Annotated in this window: 27 protein-coding genes; 16 read left to right on the plus strand and 11 right to left on the minus strand. The window is 48.2% G+C overall.

Annotated features, from left to right (window positions below; translation table 11 throughout):
- Positions 1-43: 43 nt before the first annotated feature.
- The gene (locus P397_RS0101705; protein WP_028105421.1) at positions 44-1,675 is read right to left on the minus strand and encodes a glycosyl hydrolase family 28-related protein; all 1,632 of its coding nucleotides are present in this window, start codon (positions 1,673-1,675) and stop codon (positions 44-46) included.
- 145 nt (positions 1,676-1,820) lie between these two features.
- On the opposite strand from P397_RS0101705, the gene P397_RS0101710 reads away from it, so the two are divergent.
- The 4 genes from P397_RS0101710 (at position 1,821) to P397_RS0101725 (ending at position 5,373) form a co-directional block, all read left to right on the plus strand.
- Entirely contained in the window at positions 1,821-2,582 is a 762-nt protein-coding gene (locus P397_RS0101710; protein ID WP_028105422.1) for a hypothetical protein, read from the plus strand.
- A gap of 64 nt (positions 2,583-2,646) precedes the next feature.
- Complete coding sequence (locus P397_RS0101715; RefSeq protein WP_026831683.1) at positions 2,647-3,153, plus strand: hypothetical protein; 507 nt, start codon at positions 2,647-2,649, stop codon at positions 3,151-3,153.
- Between the two features lie 287 nt (positions 3,154-3,440).
- Entirely contained in the window at positions 3,441-4,424 is a 984-nt protein-coding gene (locus P397_RS0101720) for a YhdH/YhfP family quinone oxidoreductase (protein WP_028105423.1), read from the plus strand.
- A gap of 70 nt (positions 4,425-4,494) precedes the next feature.
- Positions 4,495-5,373 carry a hypothetical protein gene (locus P397_RS0101725; RefSeq protein ID WP_028105424.1) on the plus strand — a complete coding sequence of 293 codons (879 nt, stop codon included), beginning with the start codon at positions 4,495-4,497 and terminating at the stop codon, positions 5,371-5,373.
- Positions 5,374-5,470: 97 nt separating this feature from the next.
- Here P397_RS0101725 and P397_RS0101730 read toward each other — a convergent pair whose 3' ends face one another.
- The 3 genes from P397_RS0101730 to P397_RS0101740 all read right to left on the minus strand — a co-directional run bounded on the left by P397_RS0101730 (position 5,471) and on the right by P397_RS0101740 (position 9,092).
- Positions 5,471-6,967 (minus strand): M4 family metallopeptidase, encoded by a 1,497-nt coding sequence (locus P397_RS0101730; RefSeq protein WP_026831686.1) that lies wholly within the window; start codon positions 6,965-6,967, stop codon positions 5,471-5,473.
- A 178-nt stretch (positions 6,968-7,145) separates the two neighbouring features.
- On the minus strand, positions 7,146-7,577 hold the full coding sequence (locus P397_RS0101735) for a GyrI-like domain-containing protein (RefSeq protein WP_026831687.1): 432 nt from the start codon (positions 7,575-7,577) through the stop codon (positions 7,146-7,148).
- A gap of 21 nt (positions 7,578-7,598) precedes the next feature.
- On the minus strand, positions 7,599-9,092 hold the full coding sequence (locus P397_RS0101740; RefSeq protein ID WP_028105425.1) for an HD-GYP domain-containing protein: 1,494 nt from the start codon (positions 9,090-9,092) through the stop codon (positions 7,599-7,601).
- 266 nt (positions 9,093-9,358) lie between these two features.
- On the opposite strand from P397_RS0101740, the gene P397_RS0101745 reads away from it, so the two are divergent.
- The 5 genes from P397_RS0101745 (at position 9,359) to P397_RS0101765 (ending at position 15,018) form a co-directional block, all read left to right on the plus strand.
- Positions 9,359-11,749 (plus strand): immune inhibitor A domain-containing protein, encoded by a 2,391-nt coding sequence (locus tag P397_RS0101745; RefSeq protein WP_028105426.1) that lies wholly within the window; start codon positions 9,359-9,361, stop codon positions 11,747-11,749.
- 264 nt (positions 11,750-12,013) lie between these two features.
- Positions 12,014-12,214, plus strand: coding sequence for a cold-shock protein (locus tag P397_RS0101750; RefSeq protein ID WP_028105427.1), 201 nt, complete (start codon positions 12,014-12,016; stop codon positions 12,212-12,214).
- 126 nt (positions 12,215-12,340) lie between these two features.
- On the plus strand, positions 12,341-13,306 hold the full coding sequence (locus tag P397_RS0101755) for a ring-cleaving dioxygenase (RefSeq protein ID WP_028105428.1): 966 nt from the start codon (positions 12,341-12,343) through the stop codon (positions 13,304-13,306).
- A gap of 77 nt (positions 13,307-13,383) precedes the next feature.
- Positions 13,384-13,683 carry a DUF3817 domain-containing protein gene (locus P397_RS0101760; RefSeq protein WP_026831691.1) on the plus strand — a complete coding sequence of 100 codons (300 nt, stop codon included), beginning with the start codon at positions 13,384-13,386 and terminating at the stop codon, positions 13,681-13,683.
- A gap of 102 nt (positions 13,684-13,785) precedes the next feature.
- Positions 13,786-15,018 carry a DEAD/DEAH box helicase gene (locus tag P397_RS0101765; protein WP_028105429.1) on the plus strand — a complete coding sequence of 411 codons (1,233 nt, stop codon included), beginning with the start codon at positions 13,786-13,788 and terminating at the stop codon, positions 15,016-15,018.
- A 57-nt stretch (positions 15,019-15,075) separates the two neighbouring features.
- Here the strand turns inward: P397_RS0101765 and P397_RS0101770 are convergent, their stop codons facing one another.
- From P397_RS0101770 to P397_RS0101780, 3 genes are all read right to left on the minus strand, one after another.
- On the minus strand, positions 15,076-15,489 hold the full coding sequence (locus P397_RS0101770) for a DUF2231 domain-containing protein (protein ID WP_028105430.1): 414 nt from the start codon (positions 15,487-15,489) through the stop codon (positions 15,076-15,078).
- Positions 15,490-15,565: 76 nt separating this feature from the next.
- Positions 15,566-16,735, minus strand: a complete 1,170-nt coding sequence (locus P397_RS0101775) for a sensor histidine kinase (protein ID WP_028105431.1) — start codon at positions 16,733-16,735, stop codon at positions 15,566-15,568.
- Positions 16,728-17,405, minus strand: coding sequence for a response regulator transcription factor (locus tag P397_RS0101780; protein WP_028105432.1), 678 nt, complete (start codon positions 17,403-17,405; stop codon positions 16,728-16,730). The genes P397_RS0101775 and P397_RS0101780 overlap by 8 nt, the downstream gene beginning before the upstream one ends.
- Positions 17,406-17,516: 111 nt before the next feature.
- Between P397_RS0101780 and P397_RS0101785 the strand changes: the two genes are divergently transcribed.
- Genes P397_RS0101785 through P397_RS0101795 form a run of 3 tightly spaced genes read left to right on the plus strand, consistent with a single transcriptional unit; the run spans position 17,517 to position 19,295 of the window.
- Positions 17,517-17,825 (plus strand): hypothetical protein, encoded by a 309-nt coding sequence (locus P397_RS0101785; RefSeq protein ID WP_028105433.1) that lies wholly within the window; start codon positions 17,517-17,519, stop codon positions 17,823-17,825.
- Positions 17,826-17,838: 13 nt separating this feature from the next.
- Positions 17,839-18,732 (plus strand): FAD:protein FMN transferase, encoded by an 894-nt coding sequence (locus P397_RS0101790; RefSeq protein ID WP_028105434.1) that lies wholly within the window; start codon positions 17,839-17,841, stop codon positions 18,730-18,732.
- Positions 18,720-19,295 carry a ferric reductase-like transmembrane domain-containing protein gene (locus tag P397_RS0101795; protein WP_028105435.1) on the plus strand — a complete coding sequence of 192 codons (576 nt, stop codon included), beginning with the start codon at positions 18,720-18,722 and terminating at the stop codon, positions 19,293-19,295. The genes P397_RS0101790 and P397_RS0101795 overlap by 13 nt, the downstream gene beginning before the upstream one ends.
- Before the next feature lie 13 nt (positions 19,296-19,308).
- On the opposite strand, the gene P397_RS0101800 is transcribed toward P397_RS0101795, so the two are convergent.
- From P397_RS0101800 to P397_RS0101815, 4 genes are all read right to left on the minus strand, one after another.
- Positions 19,309-20,094 carry an alpha/beta hydrolase gene (locus tag P397_RS0101800; protein WP_028105436.1) on the minus strand — a complete coding sequence of 262 codons (786 nt, stop codon included), beginning with the start codon at positions 20,092-20,094 and terminating at the stop codon, positions 19,309-19,311.
- 164 nt (positions 20,095-20,258) lie between these two features.
- Complete coding sequence (locus P397_RS0101805; protein WP_026831699.1) at positions 20,259-21,815, minus strand: ABC-F family ATP-binding cassette domain-containing protein; 1,557 nt, start codon at positions 21,813-21,815, stop codon at positions 20,259-20,261.
- A gap of 27 nt (positions 21,816-21,842) precedes the next feature.
- Entirely contained in the window at positions 21,843-22,016 is a 174-nt protein-coding gene (locus P397_RS17940) for a hypothetical protein (protein WP_012371785.1), read from the minus strand.
- An 86-nt stretch (positions 22,017-22,102) separates the two neighbouring features.
- Positions 22,103-22,549 carry a hypothetical protein gene (locus P397_RS0101815; protein WP_028105437.1) on the minus strand — a complete coding sequence of 149 codons (447 nt, stop codon included), beginning with the start codon at positions 22,547-22,549 and terminating at the stop codon, positions 22,103-22,105.
- Between the two features lie 142 nt (positions 22,550-22,691).
- Here P397_RS0101815 and P397_RS0101820 point away from each other — a divergent pair, with 142 nt between their 5' ends.
- The 4 genes from P397_RS0101820 (at position 22,692) to P397_RS0101835 (ending at position 26,605) form a co-directional block, all read left to right on the plus strand.
- The gene (locus P397_RS0101820; RefSeq protein ID WP_028105438.1) at positions 22,692-23,021 is read left to right on the plus strand and encodes a hypothetical protein; all 330 of its coding nucleotides are present in this window, start codon (positions 22,692-22,694) and stop codon (positions 23,019-23,021) included.
- 26 nt (positions 23,022-23,047) lie between these two features.
- Positions 23,048-24,241, plus strand: coding sequence for a glutathionylspermidine synthase family protein (locus P397_RS0101825; RefSeq protein ID WP_235183942.1), 1,194 nt, complete (start codon positions 23,048-23,050; stop codon positions 24,239-24,241).
- On the plus strand, positions 24,241-24,876 hold the full coding sequence (locus P397_RS0101830; protein ID WP_035414005.1) for a Rossmann-fold NAD(P)-binding domain-containing protein: 636 nt from the start codon (positions 24,241-24,243) through the stop codon (positions 24,874-24,876). Before P397_RS0101825 ends, P397_RS0101830 begins: the two co-directional genes overlap by 1 nt.
- A 235-nt stretch (positions 24,877-25,111) precedes the next feature.
- Positions 25,112-26,605 (plus strand): peptide MFS transporter, encoded by a 1,494-nt coding sequence (locus P397_RS0101835; RefSeq protein WP_028105441.1) that lies wholly within the window; start codon positions 25,112-25,114, stop codon positions 26,603-26,605.
- Positions 26,606-26,643 lie beyond the last annotated feature (38 nt).

A 26,643-nucleotide genomic window follows, 5' to 3' on the forward strand; every position in this document is an offset into this window, starting at 1 on the left:
TCGAATCAGCCTTATTTTGTGTTCGGAATCATCCGGAAACCAGTTATGTCGAATGCGTGCGGACCGGTACTTTATAGCCGGTCGCGATAAACCGTTCGAGTTCAGGTTCGGACTTGGCATTCAGACCGACCGTCCCATCGCCTTTGATGGCGACATTTGCCAACCGGATGTGCTCGATGCTTGGACCAATCGTAATGCCGTGTTTGGCAGAGTCCTCGATTCGGACGTCGATCAATCGGACATCTTCTGCCCGGTTGTCGCCCCCGAATATTTGAATATCCGTTTTGGCGCGTCGGAAACCACTCATCTTGACTTGGCTCAACGTCACGTTACGTGCTTTGTATTGAATCCCGATCACCGGTTGTTCCTGGTAATCATAATAGGGATCACCGAGCACTGTGAAGTCATGAATGACGACGTTCCGATAGGCGGAGACGATCAAGGCACGCGGCTTCGAATTTTGGTACAGCGGCGTATACTGTGGTGTCTGGGCAATCAGACGTGTCGCGACGATATTGTAGGCGGTCTGCGATGTCGGATCGGTTGCTTGATGATGTCCGATATGCCGGAAGTTAAACGAACGATGGTCATCAACGGATAAGTGACCGACGATTTTAACGGTCGATGCGGCGGAAGACGTTGCGTGCGCTTTGATTTCAAGTCCGCCGAAACAACGTGTCGTCGCATTGTTGAACAACCAGACATCACGGGAACCGTCATCGATTTCAATCCCGTTTGAATTCGAAAAACCTGAAGCATGCGCGCGTCCGCTCGGATCACGCATAAAACAGTGTGAGATGAACAGATGGTCACTGTGATGGGTCGTGATGCCGTCGTCCCCAAAACCGGATCCCGTCAGTCCGTCGAACCAGATGAACGAACTGCTGAGGTTGGCGCGTGCACCGTCCCCGTTGTAATTGTAATAGGGGGTTGAGATATCAAAGCAGTGCAGACCCGGATTGACGGCATCGACGTCAAACACCCAACCGTACGTCACATGGGCATAGGTCAAACAACTGGAATGATTGCCCCACGTACTGCTCTTTTTCGCATCCCCGATCCGTTCGATGTTCCAATCCAGTGTCATCCGTTCGACGAGCAGATGATGGTTACCGAGTAAGTAGTTTTGATTCGTGATCAACCGGCGTCCTTTGGGAGCCGCATCGTGGAGCTTAATGATCGTCTGTCCTTTGCCGTCTCCAGTCAAAATCGTATAATTCGGCAGACGGATGCCGCGGACGAGATACGTGCCGGCCGGGACATGGACTTGGCGGTGTCCGTCAGCGAGTGCTTCCTTAAAGGCGAGTGTATCGTCCGTCACACCGTCCCCGACCGCTCCGTAAGCCCGGACATCAACCTTTTCAACCTGGCTGATCAATTGTTCAAATTCATACGTCAGCCGACCGAACCAACTTGGTCGGATTTCGTCCTGTTCACTGACAAAAGCCTTCGTCAACGGCAGAATATGTTTATCCCGATCCGTCAAAAAGAGCGGCGAAATCAAAGACCGGAGATAACGGCTCGGATGAGGTGTTCGACGCGGTGCAACGAACGGACTGTCTTTCATCAGTTGCTCCGCCCGAAGAACGGCCTCCCCGTTCGACTTCGTTTCGGTATATTCCGCAATCAATTGACCATTTTGATACGGATCATGTGTTTCATCTAATCTCAGCATCTGGAAACCCCTCTCTAAAAATCACTCTTTTCCTTTTCCCGTCCCCTTTCGGATTCAAGCCCCTTTCTGACAAAAACAAAAAATTCCGATAATTAGGACGGAACTCGTATATAATGGATAAAAATGACATTAAAGAGGTGGGGACATGCGCTTTCGAAGTCGGTTGTTCATTTTGATGGGTGTGGTCATTCTAGGGCTGGGTATCATGAAACCATTAGTTCAGGCAGGATACAAGACATTACAAACCGTTGAAGTATTTCCGGGGGGCGGTGCACAACAACAGTGTGTAAGAGAGTGTAAATCCAAACCTTTGACGTTTTGGTGGTCGTACCTGTTCAAGAAAAAAGAATTACCGCCTGGACAAGTTAAATATGGATATGAGACGAATGAACCGGTAGAAGGCGGAGGAAAACCACAAAAAGAAAAATTTATTTCCCTTGGATTTCATCCGTTTTCAAAAGGAGAAGGCGAAGAGGGCGAGAACGGCTTTCCGTATCTGCTGGTCGCAACCGGTCTCGCCGGTTTAGTATTACTGTTTCTGATCGGACGCCGTTTCCGAAAACGAAAGAAATGGGACAGTACTGAAGACGAGTTAGTACCACGTTCGGTTCGAATAAAAAAACGCCTGGGAGAAACGAATCCAGAAGACGAACTGCCGCCTTTACCGGTCGAGCAGGTCCGGCAACAAGTCGTCTTGTTTAACCGTCAGCTCCCCCCAAAATTGAAACGCTGGGAGACCGAGTCGTTCCGGGAATGGTTCGAACGGATCGGTTTTCAACCGTCCCTTGAGTTACAACGGTTATATGAAATGGTGCGCTATGATCCGAACCAATCAACCGATGTGACGGTAACGGTATTGGTGGACATTGAAAATGATTTTTCCAATTATCTCGGGCAACTCAAATGAAACCTTTCATAATCTCAGGACGTAATAAACACTAGAGCAGGATCAGGAAACGGGGGACTGAACAATGTACTTAGCAGATGCCGTGAAATTAAAAAGTATCTTACGGAAACAACTCGAACAATTAGTCGAAGAAGTGGACCGGATTGCGTTCATTGATCTTGAAAAAGGGGAGGCTTTGCCGACCGGTCAAGAGCGGACGCTACTGGATGTCGAATCGGCGATGGATGAAGTTCGCCGGGATATGCGGACACTGGACCGGTTAGTTTATGCGGCGAACTTGTCGACGACGATCGAGACGACAGAAGGTGAAGTACCTCTCGTCGAAGCGATTGAACTGGCGACCCAACTCCGGGCAAAAGCCACACAGTTCCAAGAACTCGCCGCCCGTCCGAAACGCGAATTCCAATATGGATTTGAAGGGACGACCGTCATCCGGCATGCGTTGTATGATCCGGACGCCTACCGGGTTAAAGCGCAGGAGATGGAGCGGGCAGCACATCGGATTTCAAATGCGATCAATGCCGCCAATTACCGGACAGAAATTGATTTTGACGGTACACGTTACATGTAAGACTCTGGTCAGGTGAGACTCCTGATCAGGGACGGCGCTTCTGACACAAACCTCTTCCAATAGGGAATTTCAACGGGCACGGCACACCCATGACCACTGACCGATGACGTTCTGACCTGTCACCAGTGACTACCTGCGGAAAAACGTTTCTTTTCGTCAGACGCCAAAAACCGTGAGTGCTTCGGCATTCACGGTTTTTTTGTATGAACAAAACGTATATAAAAGGTATGCCGATGACTGTGTTCGGGTATAGCTTACTGGAGTCATTCATGGAAGGGGACCTGAAGATGAAAGATACATTCAAAGCATTTGTTGTCCGGGAACAGGAGGGGGAGTTGACAGGAGCACTCGAACAGAAGCAGATCGCCGACTTGCCAGCAGGAGACGTGTTGATTCGTGTCGACTACTCGTGCGTCAACTACAAGGATGCGTTGTCCGTCACGGGGAACCGGGGGGTGACGAAACAGTATCCGCATACGCCGGGTGTCGATGCAGCAGGTCATGTCGTCAGCTCAACCGATGCACGGTTCCAGGAGGGAACAGCAGTCGTCGTCAATGGATTTGATTTTGGGATGAACACGTCAGGCGGCTTTCAGGAATACATACGTGTCCCCGGAGACTGGATCACACCGTTACCGGACGGACTCACGACGTTTGAAGCGATGGCGTACGGTACGGCCGGTTTGACCGCCGCGCAGTCAGTGGAGGAACTGTTGCACCGGGTGAAACCGGATGATGGTCCGGTGCTCGTCACAGGCGCGACGGGTGGTGTCGGCAGTGTTGCTGTCGCACTTCTTCTGAAGCTCGGATTCACTGTTCATGCCGTCACGGGAAAAGAAGCGGAAGCAGATCGTTTGAAACAAGCAGGCGTGACGGAAGTATTGTCCCGGCAATCGTTTTTGGACGAAACGACGCGTCCCTTGAAGAAGGGAAGTTATGCCGGCATCATCGATACGGTTGGTGGACCGTTGCTTGCGTCCGTTATTCGATATGTCCAATACGGCGGATTAGTCACGACATGCGGCAACGTCGGCGGGGCTGAGATGACGCTGACTGTCTATCCGTTCATCCTGCGCGGCGTTCGCTTGATTGGAATCGATGCCGTCCAAGTACCGGTTTCGGAGCGTACCCGTCTCTGGGAGCACCTTGCGGATGACTGGCGATTACCGGTTCAGGAATGGGTCGAAACAAAAAGTTTACACGATCTTCCGGACGTCGTATCGTCTCTGCTCGACGGAACCCATCAAGGCAGAACTGTCATCGAAATTTAACCACTCTGGACAGGTTGTTCGATGGTATAGTGGTTAAAAAGTGTCTCGATCAATTCAGGAGGAACAATAGATGAGTCAAAATGAACAACAAACGGAACAAGAACGCTTATCACGAAAAGAGCGCCGGAAGCAGAAACGGAATCGGCGGAGTGTCGCGCTGGGCGGGATCTTAGCAACCATCCTGATTGTTGGTGGATGGGGTTACATGGTGTCGACGAATGATGCGAGTCAAGCGACATCGACCGTGGAATCACCTAAGTCCGTCGACGGCGAAAAAGAAAAAGAGACAAACACGGAAAAGTCAGCCTCGACCGATCAAAAGAAAACTGATCAAAAGAAAAAAGAGCCAAAAGCAAAGAAGAAGGCGGATAAACCGGAAATCAGCCAAGCCGCATGGGTCACACGTCCCTTTGCTGATGTCTATCAGGATGCAAACCGGAGCAGCGTCATCTATAAAGCGGATTTAGGTGACGTCTACGAAATTCTGGATGCTGAAAATGGAATGGTGCACTTGAAACTAAGTGATGCCGTCGAAGGATACATTCCGGAAACGGACGTCCGGATGGATGTCCCGTCCGATGTCAAAGACAAGACACTGCTTGCGACGTTACAACAGGTTGTCGCCAATCAACCGATCGAGAAACCGGAACAATATCTTGGTCAGCCGCTTGAGAAATTCGAAGCGAAGTACGGTGCACTTGGAAACACGCAAAAGGATGCCGTCAACACGTATCATTTCTCAAATGCAGGTTATCTGCTTGTCGTATCGGATGGGATCATCGAAGCCATTGACTGGACGAATGCTTCGGCTTCCGGGCTGTCTGCTTTAGGGGAGCCGGTCGTCGAAACGAGTTACGGCACGTGGTATCAGGGCGAAAAGCTGCAACTGAAAGCTTTCCCGGACAATGGGTCGACACGATTGCGTCTCGCACGTGATCCTGGAAAATAAGTAAAAGCGGTCTGTCTTTGACAGGTCGCTTTTTTCGCGTAAAAAACCTCCCGAGTCATGGACTCAGGAGGTCGAAAATCCTTGGGAGGAAGTTTTCTTAGTAGACGCCGACAGCATCAAATGATTTAGCAGCGGCTGTTGCTTCTGCACTTGTTGCACCGTAAAGATCTTTTGCCGACTGAATGACTGCCGCACGAAGTGAGCTGAAGTTCGAGTTCGGAGTCAAGTAGACATTAAGCGCACGGTAGTAGATCGCACCAAGTTTCGGTACACCGATTCCTGTAACGGATACATTGTAGAATGTGCCGCCGTTTGCAAGGAGGTACGCTGATTTGTTGATGATACCAGAGTTGATGTGGACACCACCGTTATCTTGTGTTCCTGTGTAGCGTTTTGAGTAGTGGTCCGGATCACCGTAAGCTGCCGGGTTCGACATTGAACGGAGTGCGTCACCGCTTACACCTGGCGTGTAGATGTCTTCACCGACGAGCCAGTCGAAGTTCGATCCGACAGAGTACTCAGCAACCGTACCCATGATATCGGAAACCGCTTCGTTGATGGCACCAGACTCATTTTGATAGACGAGACCAGCTGTGTATTCTGTGACAGCGTGCGTCAATTCGTGCGCAACGACGTCAAGTGCACCAGAGAGAGCGACGAAAGTTGTTCCGTCTCCATCACCGTAAACCATCTTCGTTCCGTCCCAGAATGCGTTGTTGTAGTTCGTCGAGTAATGGACCGTCGAGTTCAAGCGTGCGCCCGCATTGTCATAACTGTTGCGGCCGTACGTGTTTTTGTAGAAGTCATACGTTTTTGCTGCGTTGACGTGTGCACTGACGGCAGCGCGGTCGTAAGTAGCGTTGAAGACGTTATCCGCATCTGCCCAGAGTGTTCCCGGAAGTGATGTACGGTTTTTCGCGTCGTATGTGTAAACACCTTTTCCGCGCGTCGTATCTTGAAGATAGTATTTGCCGGCACTCAACGTCGTGTTGAACGTTGCGCTTGTTCCGAGTACTGTCGTACCTGTTGCGTGAGCCAGTTGGTCGAATTTGTTGATGACCTTACCTGAGTTCGCATCGATGAAGTATGTCCAGCGTGACGGCTCGCCGCCTGCTAAGACAGTCGATGTGATTTTGTAAGCATAGACCGCATCATTTTTAACTGGATAGATGACGAGTTCAGCTTTTGGAGCCACTTCGAATTCAGTTGCTTTGATTGCTTTTTTGTATAGTTTGAGTGCTTTCTTCTCAGAGATTGCTGCTTTTTTAGCGAGACCTGGTTTTCCTTTGACGTCAACGGCGTCGTTGACGACTGCTTTTAATGTACCGTCTTTCGCAACGTTACCGACGACGACACTACCGAAGACCGGGACGCCATCCACTTCTTGTTGGAGACGTACGATGTTAGAAGATCCATCTTTTTGGACATCTTGTACAGAGAAGTCACCTTTTTTATTGACGTACTCTTTGACGATCGATGCAGCAGGTTCTGATGAAGCTTTCGTCAGCTTACCAGATTGAAGACCTTCTGCTCCGACGACTGTAGGAACGACAAGTACACTTGCGACAAGCGATGTAGCGAGAAACTTTTTCAAAATAAATCGCCTCCTTGTTTGGGTTGAGTCTAACTATGCCAAAGAAAGGAGAAACCGAGAATAAGCCGTTCGCATTAATTAGAATTTTCAGATTATAGTACTTAATACCCGTACTGAATAGTTAAGTGACCGAAAAAAATAGAAGAAGACAATAAAAAAACCGCTTCAGACAGCGGTTTTAGAGAATGCGTTGATAGAGATGATGTGTCTTGTCACGTGTCTCATCAATTTTAAAATCAAGCGGGTCAAGGGTGATTCCCTGCTTCTGAGCGAACCGCTGAATCTTTTCAAACGATTTCCAAATCTCGATATCGGGACCTTCATGTTTCCAGAACACATAACGGGCAGATGGAATATGATGTCCTTTCATGCCTTTTGGGACATGATCGAGCGAAGCAACGGGAAGGCCGATACATTGTGTATGTTTCGTTCCGCGTTGTCCGAGTGATAAATCGAGCGGATAACTGCCCGGTTCTGCGGGAATCTCATGTGAGCGACGTGAGAACTCACGCCATAATTCCGGCATCAAGGTATGCAGTTCATTTTCTTCGCAAGTCAGACCAAGTCCGATGACATACAGTTCGTGACGATCCACAATTTTAGGATGCATGAGAAACTCCTTTCATGATGATCAAGAGGCAGTAATGACAGAACGTCTCTTCAAATCCAGGAACAGTTGCGTAAAGGAAGCATCCCACTGTGTCCCGCTACCGTCTTCCAAGATAGCGAGTGCTTTTTCGACGGGCATTCCTTTTCGGTAGGGACGATCGGATGTCATGGCGTCATAGGCATCGGCAATCGCCATGATGCGTCCGAAGACGGGAATCGCTTCACCGGCTAATCCTTCTGGGTATCCTTTTCCATCATAGCGTTCATGGTGGTACTTTACCCCGGGAAGAATCGGTTGTAACTTCATTGGAAGATGAACTTGCGATAGAATGTGCACCCCGATGACGGGATGTTGTTTGATTTTATCGAATTCCTCTTCCGTCAATCGTCCTTCCTTCAAGAGCACATCATCCCGGATGCCGATTTTTCCGATGTCATGCAAGAGGGCCGATTTACGTAACAACTCGACTTGATCGTCGGCTAATCCGGCGGCACGGGCGATCTCAACCGAGTATTCTGCGACACGTAACGAATGTCCGGCTGTATAAGGATCACGGGCATCAAGCGTCGCGGCAAACAAGGTAAATAAGCTGTCGAGCAACTGTTCATTTTCCTGATCCCGGCCTTGGATGCCTTCGACCATCAAGTTGAATCCGCCGATCAATTGAGAGAATTCATCGGAAAACGGATTAGCGATCGTATTCAATTGTCCGGATTTAATCTGAGCGACGCCGTCCTGCAGAGCCAAAATCGGCTTTTTGATATTTTCATATAGAAGTAAACTGCAGAATGTGGCAAGACACAGGATGACGATCAAAATCAACGTCGACCAACTCCAGTAGGAACGCAAACTTTCATTTTCCGTCAATTGGACGGCAGAGGCGAGAACGAATAACAGGATCGGAAAAACACCGATGATCAAGGTGCTGATCAACATCTTTTGGCGGAGGCTGATAAAATCCTTTTTGGTCAGCATCAGCTCACCGTAACCACGCATGCGAGCTTGTGTCGTCAGTTCTGCTAACATCGCTTCCGTCACACGGTACGTCAGGAAGAATTCAATCAAGGCGTGTAAAATCGCGACAAGTACAGCCCCGAAACAAGCGAGACCAATCAGATAATAGGGCATATCGAGCCATCCAAAACGAATCGCCAGAGCCGTCAATCCGGATGAAGGAATCGAGAGACCGAGGAAGTGTGGACCAAGAATCCGTCTGATCGTCAACAAAGGGAAGCGGTGGGTCGTCCGAAAAGCAGCAGTCAATTGCTCCTGGCTCGGAAAGGAGTTTTGGAAAACTTGATAAAGCGGACGCATATGTTTTTTGTAAACCGTGTATTCAAAACTGAACATCGTGATGACGGAAATCGTCATGATCGTCAATAAAACCACCCGTTCACGTACATCAAAGGTCAGTGTTTCAAAGATAAAGAGACAACCGACACCAAACACGGCGACGAATGAGCCGATCAAATAGTTTTTTAAAAGCTGCCGTTCGAATTTCTGTAGGGGTGACATGAAAGTCCTCCTTCAATAAAATATGAAATCAAGATTGGTTCTGTATGTATGAAGCTTGATGGCTGGGACAAAGAAAAAGACAGGCTGTTTATTACATCTATCGGCAGATTTTAAAAAACATGAACTAAATCCCAAAAATAGGTATGGTTACAAAGCACTAATTGTTAAAAAACTGATTGATTAACGGAATAAAACAATTTATGATTTGAATATTCAGAAAAGTTCACTTAGTTTACTTTTCACTACTACATAGGGGGTCAGTTCACGTGGGAAAAAAGAAACAGCTTAGTCTAGCCGTCTTGTCCGGCATCACCGCGGCTGCATTTGCCGTCGGTCCAGTTTTACCTGGTGGGAAGGTAAAATCGGTTGAGGCTGCTGAAAAAGTCGCAGCAGGAGCACCGATGGACTTGAACACGGTCGATCAGGAACGCTTATTGAAAGTGCTTGAAAAACGTGGGGTCGTCTCAAAAGCAGCATCAGCAGAAGCAAAACAAAAGGCTGTTCAAAAGTACTTGGACAAAAAAGCCAACGGAAAACCGACTGTTGATCATGAAGAGCATGATCACGAATCAGGTAAAGAAGAAGCATTTGATCAAAAAACAAAAGACTTTTTGACGAAACAAAAAGAACAGTTGGCAAAACAACTCAAGAAAAATCATAACAACTACAAAAAGGGTAAAAAGGATGGTTTTGTCAAAGTCGATAAAGCCAAACAAGCACCTTATAACGGCGCTGTCCGCTCAGACAAAGTCCTTGTTTTATTAACAGAGTACAGCGATTTCAAGCATAACAACGTCGTCCAAGAGGAAGGCTATATGTATGCGGACAACTTCAATAAAGAACATTACGAAAAATTGATGTTCGGTGACGAAGAGTTCAAATTGTTTAATGGAGAGAAAGTCAAAACGTTTAAACAATATTATGAAGAACAATCAGGTGGAAGCTATACGGTCGACGGGAAAGTATCCGATTGGTTGACAGTTCCGGGAACAGCAAAAGATTACGGTGCAGACAGTCCAAAAGGTGGAAACGATAACCTCGGACCAAAAGGACCACGTGATCTCGTCAAGGATACGTTGAATGCGGCTGTCAAAGCAGGCATCAACCTGGCCGATTACGATACGTTTGATCAATATGACATCGACGGCGACGGTAACTTCAATGAGCCGGATGGTCTGGTCGATCACTTGATGATCATTCATGCCGGAACCGGTCAAGAAGCAGGTGGCGGTAAGCTCGGTGATGATGCGATTTGGTCACACCGTTGGACACTTGGGAATGTCTATCCGGTCGAAAACACGACTTCGAACTCAACAAACTGGGGCGGAAAGATGGCGGCTTATGACTACACAGTGCAACCAGAAGACGGCGCAGTCGGCGTTTTTGCGCATGAATTTGGTCACGATTTAGGTCTTCCGGATGAGTACGATACACAGTACACAGGTCAAGGTGAGCCGGTAGCTTCATGGTCGATCATGAGCGGCGGTAGCTGGAACGGAAACGTAGCCGGGACAGAACCAACAAGTTTCTCACCACAAAACAAAGAGTACTTCCAAACATTGATGGGCGGAAACTGGGCGAACATTCAAACAGTCGACTTTGATTCGCTCTCAAAAGCGGGAACAGCTTCTTACCTGGATCAAAGTGTCACGAAATCAAAAAATCCAGGCATCATCAAAGTCAACTTACCGAAAAAACCGGTCAAAGGCATTGCGCCGGCATTCGGTAAAAAATACTACTACAGCACGAAAGGTAACGATCTCCACACGTCAATGACATCACCGGAATTCGATTTGACGGCAGCGACATCAGCGAAATTTGATTACAAAGCGTACTTCGACGTCGAATTCGACTATGACTTCTTGGAAGTCACGGCAACAGCTGACGGCGTATCAAAAGTCATCGATGTCATCGGAGATGAAGATACGGATGGCGATCAGCGTGCCGAATCTTCAAAAGGTGCATGGGTCGACAAATCGTATGACCTCAGTGAATTTGCCGGCAAAAAAGTCACGTTGACGTTTGACTATACAGGGGATGCGGGTCTTGCCCTGGACGGTTTCGCACTTGATAACGCGAAATTGACAGTCGACGGAAAAGTCGTCTTTGAAGATGATGCAGAAGGTACACCGAAATTTAAGTTAGACGGATTCATTGCTTCGGATGGTTTCAGTTATGCCGATAATGCATACTACCTCGAATGGCGGAACTATGCAGGCTCAGACAAAGCGCTTGAGCATGCACGCGGTGTCAAGTACAACACAGGTCTCGTCGTATGGTATGCCGACAGCAGCTTTACGGATAACTGGGTTGGTGTTCACCCGGGTGAAGGTTTCCTCGGTGTCGTCGATTCGCATCCTGAAGCGATCGTCGGAACGCTTAAAGGACAACCGGTCGTTGCAGGAAGCACGCGTTACCAAATCGCGGATGCTGCTTTCAGCTATGATAAAGCACCGGCTTGGGTCATCGATTCGCCGACACGTGGTCTGTACGATTACAAAGGACTTGCAGGTGTCACGAAGTTTGATGATTCAAAATCGTACATCAATCAGTTGATCCCGGATGCAGGAAAACTGCTTCCGAACAACGGTCTTAAAATTCAAGTCATCGGTGAAGCGAAAGATAACTCAGCAGGAGCTGTCTGGATCCATCGTTAAGAAACAGAAGCAGGTTCGGATCATTCCGAATCTGCTTTTTTGCTTAAAAAGTGGAATCAATTGGAAAAAACACTGGTCAGACAACTTGACTTTTAAAGCGCAATCATTCTATACTAACGGTAGCTTAATATTGTTATTGTCACTACTGATTCACATTGCGTCACGAACAATCTTTTCGTCGCTCCATGTATTTCGGGACAATAATGAATTTCTTTCATATGCCTTGCATATGTATTAAGTAATTTATTTTTGGAGGTTGTTCCCATGAACACAGGTAAAGTAAAATGGTTTAACGCAGAAAAAGGTTTTGGCTTCATCGAACGTGAAAGCGGCGACGACGTTTTCGTTCACTTCTCAGCTATCCAAACAGACGGTTTCAAATCACTTGACGAAGGTCAAGAAGTTGAATTTGAAATCACTGAAGGCGCACGTGGAGCACAAGCTGCTAACGTCGTAAAACTTTAATTTTAACTATTCAATCGTCCTTTTTCGAAAGGGCGATTTTTTTAATGAGTTAATATCTTGAATTCAAGATAAATGTGCGATATACTGACGGTACGAATTAAAAACAACCAAAAGGACGTGACAAACATGGAGTTACTCGGTATTCATCATGTGTCAATCTTAACCGGAATGGCAGAGCGGAATTATCAGTTTTATACACAAATTCTTGGGATGCGTCTCATCAAAAAAACCGTCAATCAGGACGACACGACATCGTATCACCTTTTTTACGGAGATGCTGAAGGCAATCCGGGGACGGATCTGACGTTTTTTGATATCCCGCATCTCGGGACGGGTGTACCGGGTGCTTCGAGTATTTCTTCGACATCACTCCGTGTCAAAACGACGGAATCACTCAAGTTTTGGACAGAGCGTTTTACAGCACAAGGAATCGATCATGATGCCATCGTGGAACGGGCAGGGCGGCAGACGCTCGCTTTTCGTGATCAAGAAGGCACTCGGTTGATTCTCGTTGCAGAAGATGGGGAACAAGGTGTCGCAGGTGGTGTACCTTGGAAACACGAGGAGATTCCGGCGGAGCATGCCATCGTCGGATTAGGCGCCGTAACATTGACCGTCAATGATCCGGCACCGACAGCACTCGTCTTGACAGAAGTGCTGGGCTTTAAAAAAGTCGGAAGTTATCCGTCGCTTGCCGGTGATTTTGCAGAGATTGAAGTCTACTCGACAGGACAAGGCGGAATCGGCGCTGAGGTACATCTCGAAGCCCGTCCGGACCTCGACCGGGAACGCTTGGGTCGTGGTGGTGTCCATCATGTCGCCTTCCGTGTTCCGAACAGTGCAGAGTATGATTTATGGGTGGAACGGCTCAACCAGTATCGTCTGCCGAATTCGGGGAAGGTCGACCGCCACTATTTCCAAGCGCTTTATTTCCGGGAACCGAACCACATCTTATTTGAGTTATCCACGGATACACCTGGATTTGCGACAGATGAATCGGTCGAAACGCTTGGCGAGACATTGGCACTTCCACCGTTCCTCGAGCCAAAGCGCCAAGAGATTGAGGCACGACTCCGTCCGCTCGAAATCTGACAATCCTGTGACACAGGTCACAGACCGGCTGACGTCCCGTATACTAAAAGAAGTAAACAGGAAAAAGGAGTGACGGGATGTTAGGAACTACGTTAGGTCAATTTCGATTGATTGCCGTGTTAGAGGGGATTTCATTTTTGGTCTTGTTGTTGATTGCGATGCCGTTAAAATATATGGCGGGCATACCGGAAGCCGTTTCAGTCGTCGGTGCCCTGCACGGTGTCTTGTTCGTCATGTATGCACTATGGTTAGCCGTCGTTAAATTTAAATACCGTTGGTCGTTTGTAAAAGCAGGGATCGCCTTTATCGCTTCGTTTATTCCATTTGGTACATTTGTACTTGATCGAAAGTTAAAACAGGAAGCAATGAACGCGTAAATTGTGTATACTAGTAAAAGCACGGCTGTGGATAACTGTTTTTGTCGATTCGAAGCAGGTTATCCACAGCTTTTTTCTGTGGATAATTTTTAGGAGGATACTATGTCAACATTTGAAGCATTACACATTCAAGAACAATGGGTGAAAAAATTACAAAAACAAGGCATTAAACAACCGACACCGATTCAGGAACAGGCGATTCCGCATTTACTGGCGGGTCGTGACTTAATAGGAAAAGCACAAACCGGGACAGGGAAGACGCTTGCGTTCTTATTGCCGATCCTTGAACAAATCGATTTAGAGAGCAAAACCGTCCAAGCGTTAATCGTCGCACCGACACGAGAACTCGCACGTCAGATTGCGGACGAAACACACAAGTTGATCCGGAACATGGAAGACATCCGTGCACTTGCTGTGTACGGTGGACAAGATGTGTTCAAACAAATCCAACGTCTCGGCCGGATGCCGCAAATCATCATCGGGACACCAGGTCGGATTTTAGATCACGTCGGACGGGGAACACTTGATTTGAGTGAACTCAAGACGTTGGTCTTGGATGAAGCCGATCAAATGCTGCAAATCGGATTTTTACCGGAAATCGAAGATATCATCGCGGCAGCACCTGTCGATCGTCAATTCGTCATGTTATCCGCGACGATGCCGCCGAAAGTCGAGCAACTCGCGAAAACGTATCTTCGCGATCCAATCGAAGTCCAAGTCGAAGCTGAAAAAGTAACGGTCGATGCGATTGAACAGTTTGTCGTCGAGACGACAGACCGTCGTAAACAGGCAACACTTCGGACGATGCTTGATGAGATGCGTCCCTATGCCGCCATCATCTTCTGCCGGACACAACGCCGTGTCAGCAAGCTGAACGAAGAATTACAGATGCAAGGATATCCGACGGATGAATTGCACGGTGGTTTGACACAAGGAAAACGTGAAAAGGCAATGGCGAAGTTCTACCAAGGCAAAACACCGTTTTTGATTGCGACGGATGTGGCGTCACGTGGTCTTGATGTCACGGGTGTCACACACGTCTTCAACTATGATTTACCGGATGATGCCGAAAGCTACGTCCACCGGATTGGTCGGACGGGACGTGCCGGGAACGACGGCGTGGCGATTTCAATCGTCACACCAAGAGACGGTCGGAGTTTCCGCGACATGGAACGCGAGCTTGGGGTCGAAGTCACACCAATCCTCGTCGAATTATCGGACGAGATGATTCGTGCGCAACATGATCAAAGCAAAGGGACAAAGGCTCCTGCAGAAGGCCGTGGCAATACACGCCGCTCGAGCAACCGCCGTCCAGGACGTGCCCACCGCAAATAAGTGAATTTAAAAAGCCCTCTTATCCACGGATAGGAGGGCTTTTTTTGTCATATCTGATTATTTGGCATACACCATCTGTCCGCCAAGATGACCGGTATACGCGAGCAGACCACTGCCGACGACGGCAACCAGTAAACTCAGCATCAGCATCGTTTTTTTGCTTGACCGGTAGCCCAGCAGCAAGAAGACAAACGCGATCCCAAAGGCGACAAGACTGAATAACGCAAAGTGTTCATGATTCTCGACAGCAGCATGCGTTACATTGCTGAGATTGGCTTCTGCATATTCTTCTGCGCCGTCACCGGACAAATAAGCGGCAGCCCCGGTCAAGAGACCTGCGAATAAGGTGATCAAGACAAATAATTTTAACTGGACCCATTTCAAGCTGAATACCAACAGAACGGTCGCAAACAGTAACAGTGCGATTGGAGCGTGGACGAGTAAGGGATGGAGCGGTACACCAGCTAACATATGAAAACCCTCCTTGATAGTAATAAGAACATACTCTTACTGTAACGAGGTTATCTGACAGTTAGCTGACGGTCCATCAAGGAATTGGAAAAACAATCGTGAAGCGTGTTCCTTCATCTGGTGTTGAATCCAGTAAGATGACGGCTTCATGTGCATCCGCAATGGACCGGGCAATCGCTAGACCAAGGCCGGTGCCGGTCCCGTGGCGCGCGTGATCGCCCCGGAAAAAGCGTTCAAATACCTTATCATGATTTTCTTTCGGAATTCCGATGCCGTGATCGGCGATGCTCAACCGGATATCAGAGGAAGTGTGTTGCAATTGGACTTCGATATCTGCATCGCTGTAAGCGGCGGCATTTTCTAAAAAAATCGTCACCAGTCGAATCAACTGATTCCGGTCGCCTTTGATAAAGAGATCAGCAGCCACGTCAAGATGAAGCGTACGATCGGCTAAGGTGTGGCGGAAGCGGTCGGCGGTTTGCGTGACGAGTGTACTCATGTCGAGCAACGACATCGGACCGGGATGACCTTCCCGGGCAAGTAACAGTAAATCGGAGACCAAGTATTGCATTGATGCAGTCTCTGACTTCAAATCATGTAAAATCGTTTTTCCTTCCGCGCTGAGTGGTTCGGTCTCCAATAGTTCAATGCCACTGTATAAAATCGTTAAGGGGGTACGCAGTTCGTGGGACGCATCAGACGTAAAACGCCGTTGCCGATCAAAGGCTTGTTGGACCGGTAAGACGGATCGACCAGCCAAGACATAGCTGACGCCCATTAAGACGAGTGTCGAAAGAACGGTAATTCCCGCCAACATGGCAATCAACCGTTCCAACGTATCTTCTGTCGCTGAAATATCCTTCAAGAGAAGGGTGGATCCTTCCGGACTGGTCCGTTGATAAAGCAAAAAATGCTGACCGTCGGAAAAAATCTTTTCAGTCACTTTGTTTGAATCCAGGAATTTTCGGACGGGTTCTTTTGGCAGGTCGTCGGGCAGTCGTGTATAGCGTTCCGTCCCATCAGGATTAAAGAGTTGAAAATAAATCGGATCCCGGATCACACGATCTTCCCCGTGTTCGATGCGTTCGAACAGATCACGATTCGAGACCGACTTTAATTGGTTCAACTCCGTTTGATCCAGCAACCGGGCAGTCGTAAAATAGACCCCGATTAAAATCAAAATTAACAATAATAAAAACGTGCCGCTAAACAATAACGTCAAGCGTTTCCGGATCGTCTCAAGCATGTGGATCACCGAGCCGGTAGCCGAAACCGCGGACGGTTTTGATCAAGGAAGGTGCACCTGCTGCATCCAGTTTTTTGCGGACAAGCCGAACAAGTGCATCGAGCGCATTGTCGGTAATATCGGCCCCGATGCCCCAGACGACTTCAATGATCAATTCCCGCCCCATCACCTGTTCCGGACGACGCAGTAACAACGATAAAAACTCGAACTCACGGCGCGTCAAATCAAGGGGATGGTGGGCATAGGAAATCGTCTGCGTCGTAATATCGAGTTCCAGTTCCTGATAAGAAACGATCGAGATGAATGCTTTTTTCTGACGGCGGCTCAGAGCACGGAGTCTCGCTAACAGCTCGTTTGCCTGAAACGGTTTGACGAGATAATCGTCGGCCCCGCTGTCGAGTCCATGGACCAAATCAATTTCCGTATCGCGTGCCGTCAACATCAGGATACCGCCCTCGAAGCGTTCCCCCCGCAACTCGGTTGCAACTTCAATGCCACTTTTATGCGGCATCATCCAATCGAGGACAAGCAAATCATAACGAAACGTCTGACACCGTTCGATGGCGGTTACCCCGTCATGTGCGACATCCACCTGGTAACCGGCGCGTTCAAGATGAAGGCGTAACATTTTAGCCAGACGTTCATCATCTTCTGCAATCAAGACCCGCATCCTCATTCCCCCTGTCCCGTCGTTTTTCTTATTATCCCACAGTTGTCATCAGCTAGTTGTCAGTTTTTATCGATACAGTAAAGATAACAGGAAACGAGAGGAGCAGGGACAATGAAACCAAAACCATTTGCAAAGTGGATTGTTGGTCTGAGCAGCAGTGTTTTTTTAGGTCTTGCAATCGGTCAATTGAGTGTCGTTTCGAATGATCAGCCGGCAAATCCCGTTAATACAGGTGATTCCTATTCCGATGAAACGACGATTCCAAGTCAGCCGTCGCAAGGTGATGACGATGAGTGGGGTGAGTCAGATGAGGATAGTTATGAGGAGGACGATGATGATGAAGGGTGGCAGAGCAACGAAACATCCGGCTTTGAACAGCCGAGCGGTGGAAGTGACGGACAGTCCAGTCATTCGAAATAGGAGGTGAATCGGAATGAATCGTCAGTTGTATGCGATGCATAACACCATTCGGTTCGTCACCGATCAACCGATCACAGAGGACGAATGGCAAACCATCGAACAATTTTTTCAATATGTCGACCGGCAATGGTCACGATTTGATCCGGCGAGTGAGGTCAGCCGACTAAATGGCCTGATGGTCGGAGAATCGCTCAGTGTCTCGTTACCGCTTGCACGCTTATTGCAACGTGCGATTCGTTACTTTGAACAGACGGAGCAGTATTTTTCGCCCTTTTTACTGGAACAGCAACAGGCAAATGGATACGACCGCTCGTTTCCATTCCAACGCGGCGTCGAATCGCTCAGGTTCGAATCTCCACCCGAGAGCAGTCCGTTTGTAGTGGAAGGATGCGACGTGACGCGAGTGAGTCACGGCACGATTGATTTAGGCGGCATTGGAAAAGGCGCAGCGGCAATGCTTGCGGCACAACGGTTACGGAAAAAACAACCGCGTGGTTTGATTGAGGCGGGAGGAGATGTCATCGTCTGGTCGGATACACAGCCGTGGAAGGTTGCGATCACCGATCCGCAGACGGAACAGGCGATTGCCGAAGTTCAGTTACGCCAAGGGGCGATTGCGACATCGAATCGGGTATACCGTTCGTGGAAGGTCGGGCAACGTACGAACCATCATTTGTTGAGCGGCAAAACAGGTCGGCCGATTGAAACGGACGTTGTTCAAGTCACGGCTTCGGCGCCACAACTGTATGAAGCCGAAGTGATGACGAAGCTGGCGTTTCAGATGACGGAGGCGGAGCGACAGGACAAACTGTTTAAATGGTTTCCGAAGGGACGACTTTTGTTGATGGATGAGTCAGGAAAAATGGTGGTGGAAGAGAAAGGGGGACAATCGATATGGACTGGATGAAATGGTTGTTTTCGACATGGACGATGATTCGTTTAAGCGGACTGACAGGTCACTTCTTTTTGACACTGTCTGTCTTGGCAGGATTACTCGGATCTTTTCCAGCCTTAAAAAAACAAAAAGCCCGTTTGCACAACATTCATCTGTACAGCGGATGGGCTGGGTTGCTTGCGATTATCCTGCACGCGACATTGATTGTCGTCGATACGTATGCACCGTTAACGATTCTTGAAATCATCATCCCGGGAAATGCTTCGTATGAGCCTCTTTGGAACGCTTTCGGGACAATCAGTCTCTACCTGTTTGGTTTCGTATTGGTTACATCCGACTTCCTCAAGGAGACGCTCGGGAAAACATTATGGAAATTGACCCACTGGCTCGTCTTACCGGCATGGCTCCTGATGACCCTTCACGGTATCTTCATCGGAACCGATACGGGAACACTCTTTACGACGATCTGGTATGGCTGTTCGACACTGACCTTATTCACGCTCGTGTTGTACCGGATGCAGTTACGACCAAACGTCAAAACACAAACAAAACAGGAATCCTCCGTATCAGGGTGAGGATTCCTGTTTTTTAGCGTTGTTGCAACCACGTTGTCCAAGACTGAAAGGCGTCTTCCCGGTTGTCGATGTAATTGTGATCGCTGTCGACGATGATTTCTTCAAACGTACTGGCATCTTGTAAGAGATCATGGTGTAGGGATTTAATGGATGTCTCGTCGCGTTCGGATGTGACAAGCAGCGCGGAACGGGTGCGCAGTTGCTCTTTTAGTGTCAGTAGATTCCACTCGGCATGGTTCTTGGTCAACTCTTTCAGCAATGTCTCCCCGTCGGTATGCGACAGGAAGGTCGCGCCGCGGCTGAGAACACCGCGCAAGGCTTCCTCATGTTCCGGATACTCGAGTACCAACTGTCCGATCAAACCAAAATTAAAAGGCGAGATGCCGATATAATGGGCAATCGTCGGGACATTTGCAAAGGCATGAAGTCCGGCAAAACCGCCCATGCTGTGACCAACGATTGTAATCTGATCAGCTGCAACATCGTGTTGTTCTGTAAAGGTAGGAGAAACAACGTGTTTCATGATCGCCGTTGCATCTTCGAGCGTATGGCGAAAACGGAAGGCACCGGGGCTGCCGATCGTGCCGCGATAGGAAGTGACGAGGACATGAAAACCAAGTTCCTGCAGTCGAACGGCCCAGTCCATGTTCAATTGTTTTCCGGGGAATCCGTGAAATAAGACGATCAAAGGAGCGGGACGCGTTAAGGCGGGGGAATACAGACGACAAAACAAGGACTCGTCTCCGCCGCTTTGAAGTTCAATCAGTGATAAACTCGCTTTCTTGGTGATGGTTTCCATGACATCCACTCCTTCTGAAAAGTTTCTTCTGTCATTTAGTGTGATACAAATCTACGAACAAGGCAATCGTTAAGTCTATGAATTAAAAAAAGAATGAAAAAACGACGGTTGTCTGATTCAGTGGGACACTGAAATCAACCCCCGTCGTATGTTTCCAGCGAAACTTAGAAGACCTTCGTCGTCCACGATTCACAATTCCATAAGTCCGTCGCGACGGCTTCATAAAATTCCGGTTCGTGTGAAATCAACAGAACCGTTCCTTTATAGGCTTGCAACGCACGTTTTAATTCTTCTTTTGCTTCGACATCCAAGTGGTTTGTCGGCTCATCGAGAACCAGAATATTCGATTCCGTGTTCATCAATTTACAAAGGCGGACCTTCGCTTTTTCGCCACCACTGAGGACTTCGATTTTCGATTCGATGTGTTTTGTCATCAGTCCACATTTCGCGAGCATTGCCCGGACCTGTTGCTGCGTCAAGGACGGGAAGGTGCCCCAAATTTCCTCGATACACGTATTCGAATTCTTTTCCTTGATCTCCTGTTCGAAATAGCCGATATGGAGATTTTCGCCGCGTTCGACCGTACCGGAAACGGATGGAATCTCGCCAAGCAAACTCTTCAAAAGAGTGGACTTCCCGATTCCGTTTGCTCCGTGTAAGGCGATTTTTTGACCACGTTCGATCATCAAATCAAGCGGGCGCGAGAGGGGTTCGTCATATCCGATGACAAGTCCCTTCGCCTCAAACATCAACTTGCTTGGAGTCCGAGCCGTCTGGAAATGAAACTCCGGTTTCGGACGTTCTTGCGCGAGTTCGATGACATCCATCTTATCGAGTTTTTTCTGACGGGACATCGCCATGTTTCGTGTCGAGACACGTGCTTTGTTCCGGGCAACGAAGTCCTTCAGCTCAGAGATTTCCTGCTGTTGGCGTTTGAACGCCGACTCATGCTGCTTTTTCTTTGCCTCATGGACCGTCAAGAAATTGTCGTAATCGCCGACATAACGGTTGAGCCCTTGATTCTCCATATGATAAATCAAGTTGATCACACTATTTAAGAATGGAATGTCGTGTGAAATCAGAATGAAAGCATTCTCGTAGTCATTGAGGTATCGTTTCAACCACTCGATGTGCTGGACATCAAGGTAGTTGGTCGGCTCATCCAGCAACAGGATATCTGGTTTTTCAAGCAACAGTTTTGCGAGCAGGATCTTTGTCCGTTGTCCGCCACTGAGCTCTTGCACGTCACGATCGAGTCCAATTTCATCGAGACCTAACCCACGCGCGATTTCTTCGACTTTCGCATCAATCGTATAAAAGTCATTGTTCGTTAAGATGTCTTGTAAGACACCTACTTCTTCTAACATTTTTTCGAGTTCGTCTGGTTCGACTTCGCCCATTTTCGTATAGAGATCATTGATTTCCTGCTCGATGTCGAACAAGTATTGGAATGCTCCTTTTAAGGCATCACGGATCGTGAGCCCTTTCGAAAGAACGGCGTGCTGATCCAGATAGCCGACGCGGACATGTTTCGCCCATTCGACTTTTCCTTCATCCGGTTCAAGCTGTGAAGTGATGATATTCATGAACGTCGATTTTCCCTCGCCGTTGGCTCCGACGAGACCGATGTGTTCCCCTTTTAACAAGCGGAACGAGACATCTTCGAAAATCGCACGATCGCCAAAACCGTGGCTTAAGTTTGATACCGTTAAAATACTCATAACTACTCCCTTATTTCACGAATTCAATTAGACGCCTGTCCGTTTTTTCTGGTTGTTCGTTTTTTTCGTTTTTTGGCTTGTCATCTGTTTTGTTTCTGTTCCGCGCAAACCGGTCGGACGTTTTGTTTGTGATTGTTTTTTTGCTTTTAACTGCTCGATCATTGCTTCTTGAAGCGATAATTTTTTTGGTTGTTCGCTCATGTGTGTTCACCTCGATTAATTCGTTCTTATCATCTAGTATGCCAAAAAAAACGTCTCTTGAAAACGAACTATGCTTATTTCTTTCATTAAATGATTTCTTCACCAAGGTAAATGACGTAACAATTCCGGTCGAGATCAATCTCACAGCTGTCTCGTTCGAACACCCCGTGATCGGGAACGCTCAGTTTGTCCTTGATCAGAAAGCGCATCGCTTGAATATGATTCGGGACGGTCACTGTCTTGAGAACCGGGTGGGGACTGTGATCTTGGAAGCGTCTGAACTCCAAGTGAATCTGGTGCGGAGGATAGACACGGTCACTCGGATCGCGGGGCGAAGCTTCGACATGATCCACGATCAACTGATCGTATTCGCCGTCCATTTCATTGGACCGTAATTCGTACAAGTGACCTTCGATGATATGGAATTCACACAATTGATGGGCGATGATCTCATCCGGCTCGATGGCAAACCGGCTGTATTGATAAATCGATTTGAATTCATTTTGATCTTCGACATAATAGGCAAGTGACATTTGATTTCCTCCTCGAATCTTCTTAGTTGTTCTACTGCGTGGAACAAAAAAAGTTCCGGTGCGACAGAGAAACTTTTTTGCTGGAAAAAGCGTATACTTAGAATAACAAATGGTCATGAAAGGGGTATGAGATGTGAGTTGGATGAAACAAGCGACACTTGCAGCCACGTTATTGATCGGGACGACACTCAGTGGGTGCGGAGCGGATGATGCGAGGGCGGAGCGTCCGGATGATCCGGATTGTGACGACTATGAATATGATAACGATGAAGGCGTCTGGTATTGCGATGATGCAAGCTCGACCCATTCCGGTTTCTTTTATTGGGGAGGAAGTTATTTTGCCTCACGTGCCCTGATGCATAGTGCCATGCGAACGAAAGGCTACACGCCGAAATCGAAAGAAGTTAAAAGTTATAACGCCAAGACGAAAGGGTTCGGAACGGGATCTTCGTCCGGTTTCTTCGGCGGATGAACGAGCGTCAGAAACTGTATGGGGACATGGAATCGTTTTGGGATGTACTCGACGGAGAGGTCTATGCGTTGACTGAAGCCATGCCGGTCCCGAAGGAAACGATTGACAACTTACGGACGGCGGCACGGGATGCCTACTCGATTTTTGAGAAGGTCATCCCGATTCTTTGGACGATGGATGATGAAGGGTTGATTGAACTGGGGTTTCCGAAAGTCGCATTGCCCTTTCTCCGCTTACAGACGATGCGGCCTCTGTCGATCATCAGCCGGTTTGATTTCATCGTCAGCGGGGAAAAAATTTCTGTGATGGAATGGAATGCGGATACACCGACGTTCATCAAAGAATCGTTTGAAGTCAACGATCGAATTGCCGAAAAAGTAGGGTTGGACTCAATCAACGACGGACAATCAAAACAGTTGGCCGAGAGTGTACGTCGTGCCGTCGAGGCGGCAGAACACCGGATGAATCAGGTACCGCATGTCGTTTTCACATCACACGGCGACAACATCGAGGACCGGTGGACGACTGAGTATTTACAACGATTTGTAGCCGGTGCTACATACTGTCCGCTCAATGAATTGGAAATACGGGCAGAAGATGGCTTGTATGATCAACAGGGACGACGCATCGATATTCTGTACCGCCAAACGTTTCCGATCGAAATGGCGTTGCTCGACCGTGATGAAAACGGAAGAGAACTGGGGGTTTTGTTGCTTCAACTCGTCGAGATGGGATTACTCGAAATCATTAATCCGCCGTCCGCTTTCCTGATGCAGGCAAAGTCGGTCTTGGCCTTGATTTGGCTGTTACATGAAACGAGCCATGAGTATCTGACAGCAGCGGAACATGACATCATTGAGCGGTATTTTTTGCCGACCTATTTAGAACCGACCGCCTTTTTAGAACGACATCAAGCGTTCGTTGAAAAACCGATTTTTGGGCGAGAAGGGGACACGGTGACGATCCATCAAGGGAATGGAGCAGTCATGTACAGCAATGAACAACGGTCCTTTGCCGATCAATCGGCTGTTTACCAACAATACCAACCGTTGCCGACTTGGCAGCTGCAAGACGGAGCGGAAGTCGCTTACATGTTTGGCGTGTTTGTGCTGGGTGGACGCCCAAGTGCCGTCGGTGTCCGGGCAGGTGAACGAATTACCGGCAATCGGTCTTACTTTTTACCAATCGGGCAGCACAAAAATCAAGAGGAGGATGGATGATGAAAGCAGCTATTTTAGGGGCGAGCGGATTAGTAGGTCAAGAGCTCGTCGATCAACTACTGGCGCATGAAGACTATCAGGAAGTACACGTGCTTGTCCGTCGTCCGATGAACCGGTTTCATCCGAAACTGGAAGAATGGGTGATTGATTTTGACCGGGTGACGGAAATTGAACTGCCGGAAGTGGATCATGTCTACTGTGCACTCGGAACGACGATTAAACAAGCCGGATCACAAGAAGCTTTCCGGCAGGTGGACTATACGTATCCGATCGAAGTTGGTCGTGAACTCATGGATTTGGGAGCGACGCGATTTGCCTTGATTTCTGCCCTCGGTGCCCATCCGAATGCCAAGACGTTTTACAACCGTGTCAAAGGCGATACGGAAAACGGTTTGCGTGTACTCGGGTACGATGCCTTACTTATTTTCCGACCATCACTGTTGCTCGGGGAACGGGATGAGTTCCGGTTCGGAGAACAGGCGGCAGCGCGTGTCTCGACCGTACTCCGTCCGTTACTGAAACGCAGTACGTTTGCTCCGATTGAAGCGGAGAAGGTCGCCCAGGCCATGATCCACCATACATTACATGCACCGCCCGGGGTGACGGTAATCGAATCAAAAGAAATGCAGACTTGAGCGAGCGACTTTTCGTATCGCTCTTTTTTGTGTAACGGAATTAATATTTGACTCGTCAAATGATTTACGGTTGAATGGTATAGTGCTGTCTCATAAACAAAAAAAGAAGTGAGACAATTCAGGCAAAACAGTGTATTTACGTTCAATCGGTTGGTTCACGCTTATCGTTTGGGGAAAGCGGGAAAAAGATTGAACAATGTGCACATATTGAAGGTAGACGAAAGGAGCCGATCATATGGCAGAGTTTGATCGCGATCAGGTCTATAAGACTGTTCCGCAAAAAGGATTCTTCGGGAATCCGAAAGGGTTGTTCACCCTGTTCTTCACCGAGTTTTGGGAACGTTTTTCCTACTATGGAATGCGTGCCATCCTCATCTTCTATATGTATGATTCAGTCGCAAATGGTGGTCTTGGCATCGATAAAACGACGGCAGCGTCCATCATGGCAGTTTACGGATCACTTGTTTATATGTCAGGGATCATCGGAGGATGGGTCGCTGACCGTCTGTTAGGCACCTCACGAACCGTCTTTTATGGTGGGATTCTCATCATGCTGGGGCATATCGTGTTGGCATTGCCGGCAGGGATTACAGCGTTGTTCATCTCGATGGGACTGATCGTCATCGGAACAGGGTTCTTGAAACCAAACGTTTCGAACATCGTCGGTGATCTGTACAGTAAGACCGATAACCGCCGTGATGCGGGTTTCAGTATCTTTTATATGGGAATCAACGCCGGAGCGTTCCTTGCACCGCTCGTCGTTGGTAAAGTATCGGATACTTCCGGCTACCATGCTGGTTTTGCACTAGCGGCAATCGGTATGTTCGTGGGTCTTGTCGTCTTCGTTTTGACGAAGAAAAAGAATCTGGGACAAGCCGGAACATACGTCTTGAATCCACTGGTCGGCAGTGAACGGAAACGTTTCTTCACGATTGCGACCGTCGTCGTCGTCTTGATTGCGATTTTAGGAACGATTGCAGCAACAACCGGCTTGCTGACAATCAGTCGATTTACATTAATGGTTACGATTTTAGGGATTTTGATTCCAATCGTGTACTTCACCGTCATGTTACGGAGCCCGAAAATCACGGGGGATGAACGTTCACGTTTGATCGCATATATCCCGTTGTTCATCGCAGCGGCGATCTTTTGGGCCATTCAGGAACAAGGTTCATACGTACTCTCGATTTTTGCAGACGAACGGACCAACCTGTCGTTCCTTGGATTTAAACTGGAACCGGCCTTTTTCCAATCGCTGAACCCACTCTTTATCATCGTGTTGGCACCTGTCTTTGCCAGCTTCTGGGTGAAGCTTGGTGATCGTCAACCGACAACGATGCAAAAGTTCTCGTTTGGTCTGACATTTGCCGGATTATCGTTCATCGTCATGACGTTACCGGGCCTCTTGTTCGGAACAGAGACGACGGTAAGTCCGCTTTGGCTCGCCTTGAGCTTCTTCCTCGTCGTGATCGGGGAGCTGTTCTTGTCACCGGTCGGATTATCGGCAACAACTAAACTGGCGCCTGCTGCCTTCTCGGCACAGACGATGAGTTTATGGTTCTTGACGAATGCGACAGGTCAAGCAGTCAACGCACAAATCGTTAAATACTATACAGCCGATACTGAGATTTTGTACTTCGGAATCACAGGATTCGTCGCCATCGTCTTTGGTGTCATTTTATTCATCTTTGCACCACGACTTCAAAAATACATGCGCGGTGTCCGTTAAGTACCGGAGCGCATAACAAACGCCCTGAGGAAATTTTC

Origin of the sequence: Exiguobacterium undae DSM 14481 (genome assembly GCF_000620805.1) — a bacterium.
GTDB lineage: Bacteria > Bacillota > Bacilli > Exiguobacteriales > Exiguobacteriaceae > Exiguobacterium_A > Exiguobacterium_A undae.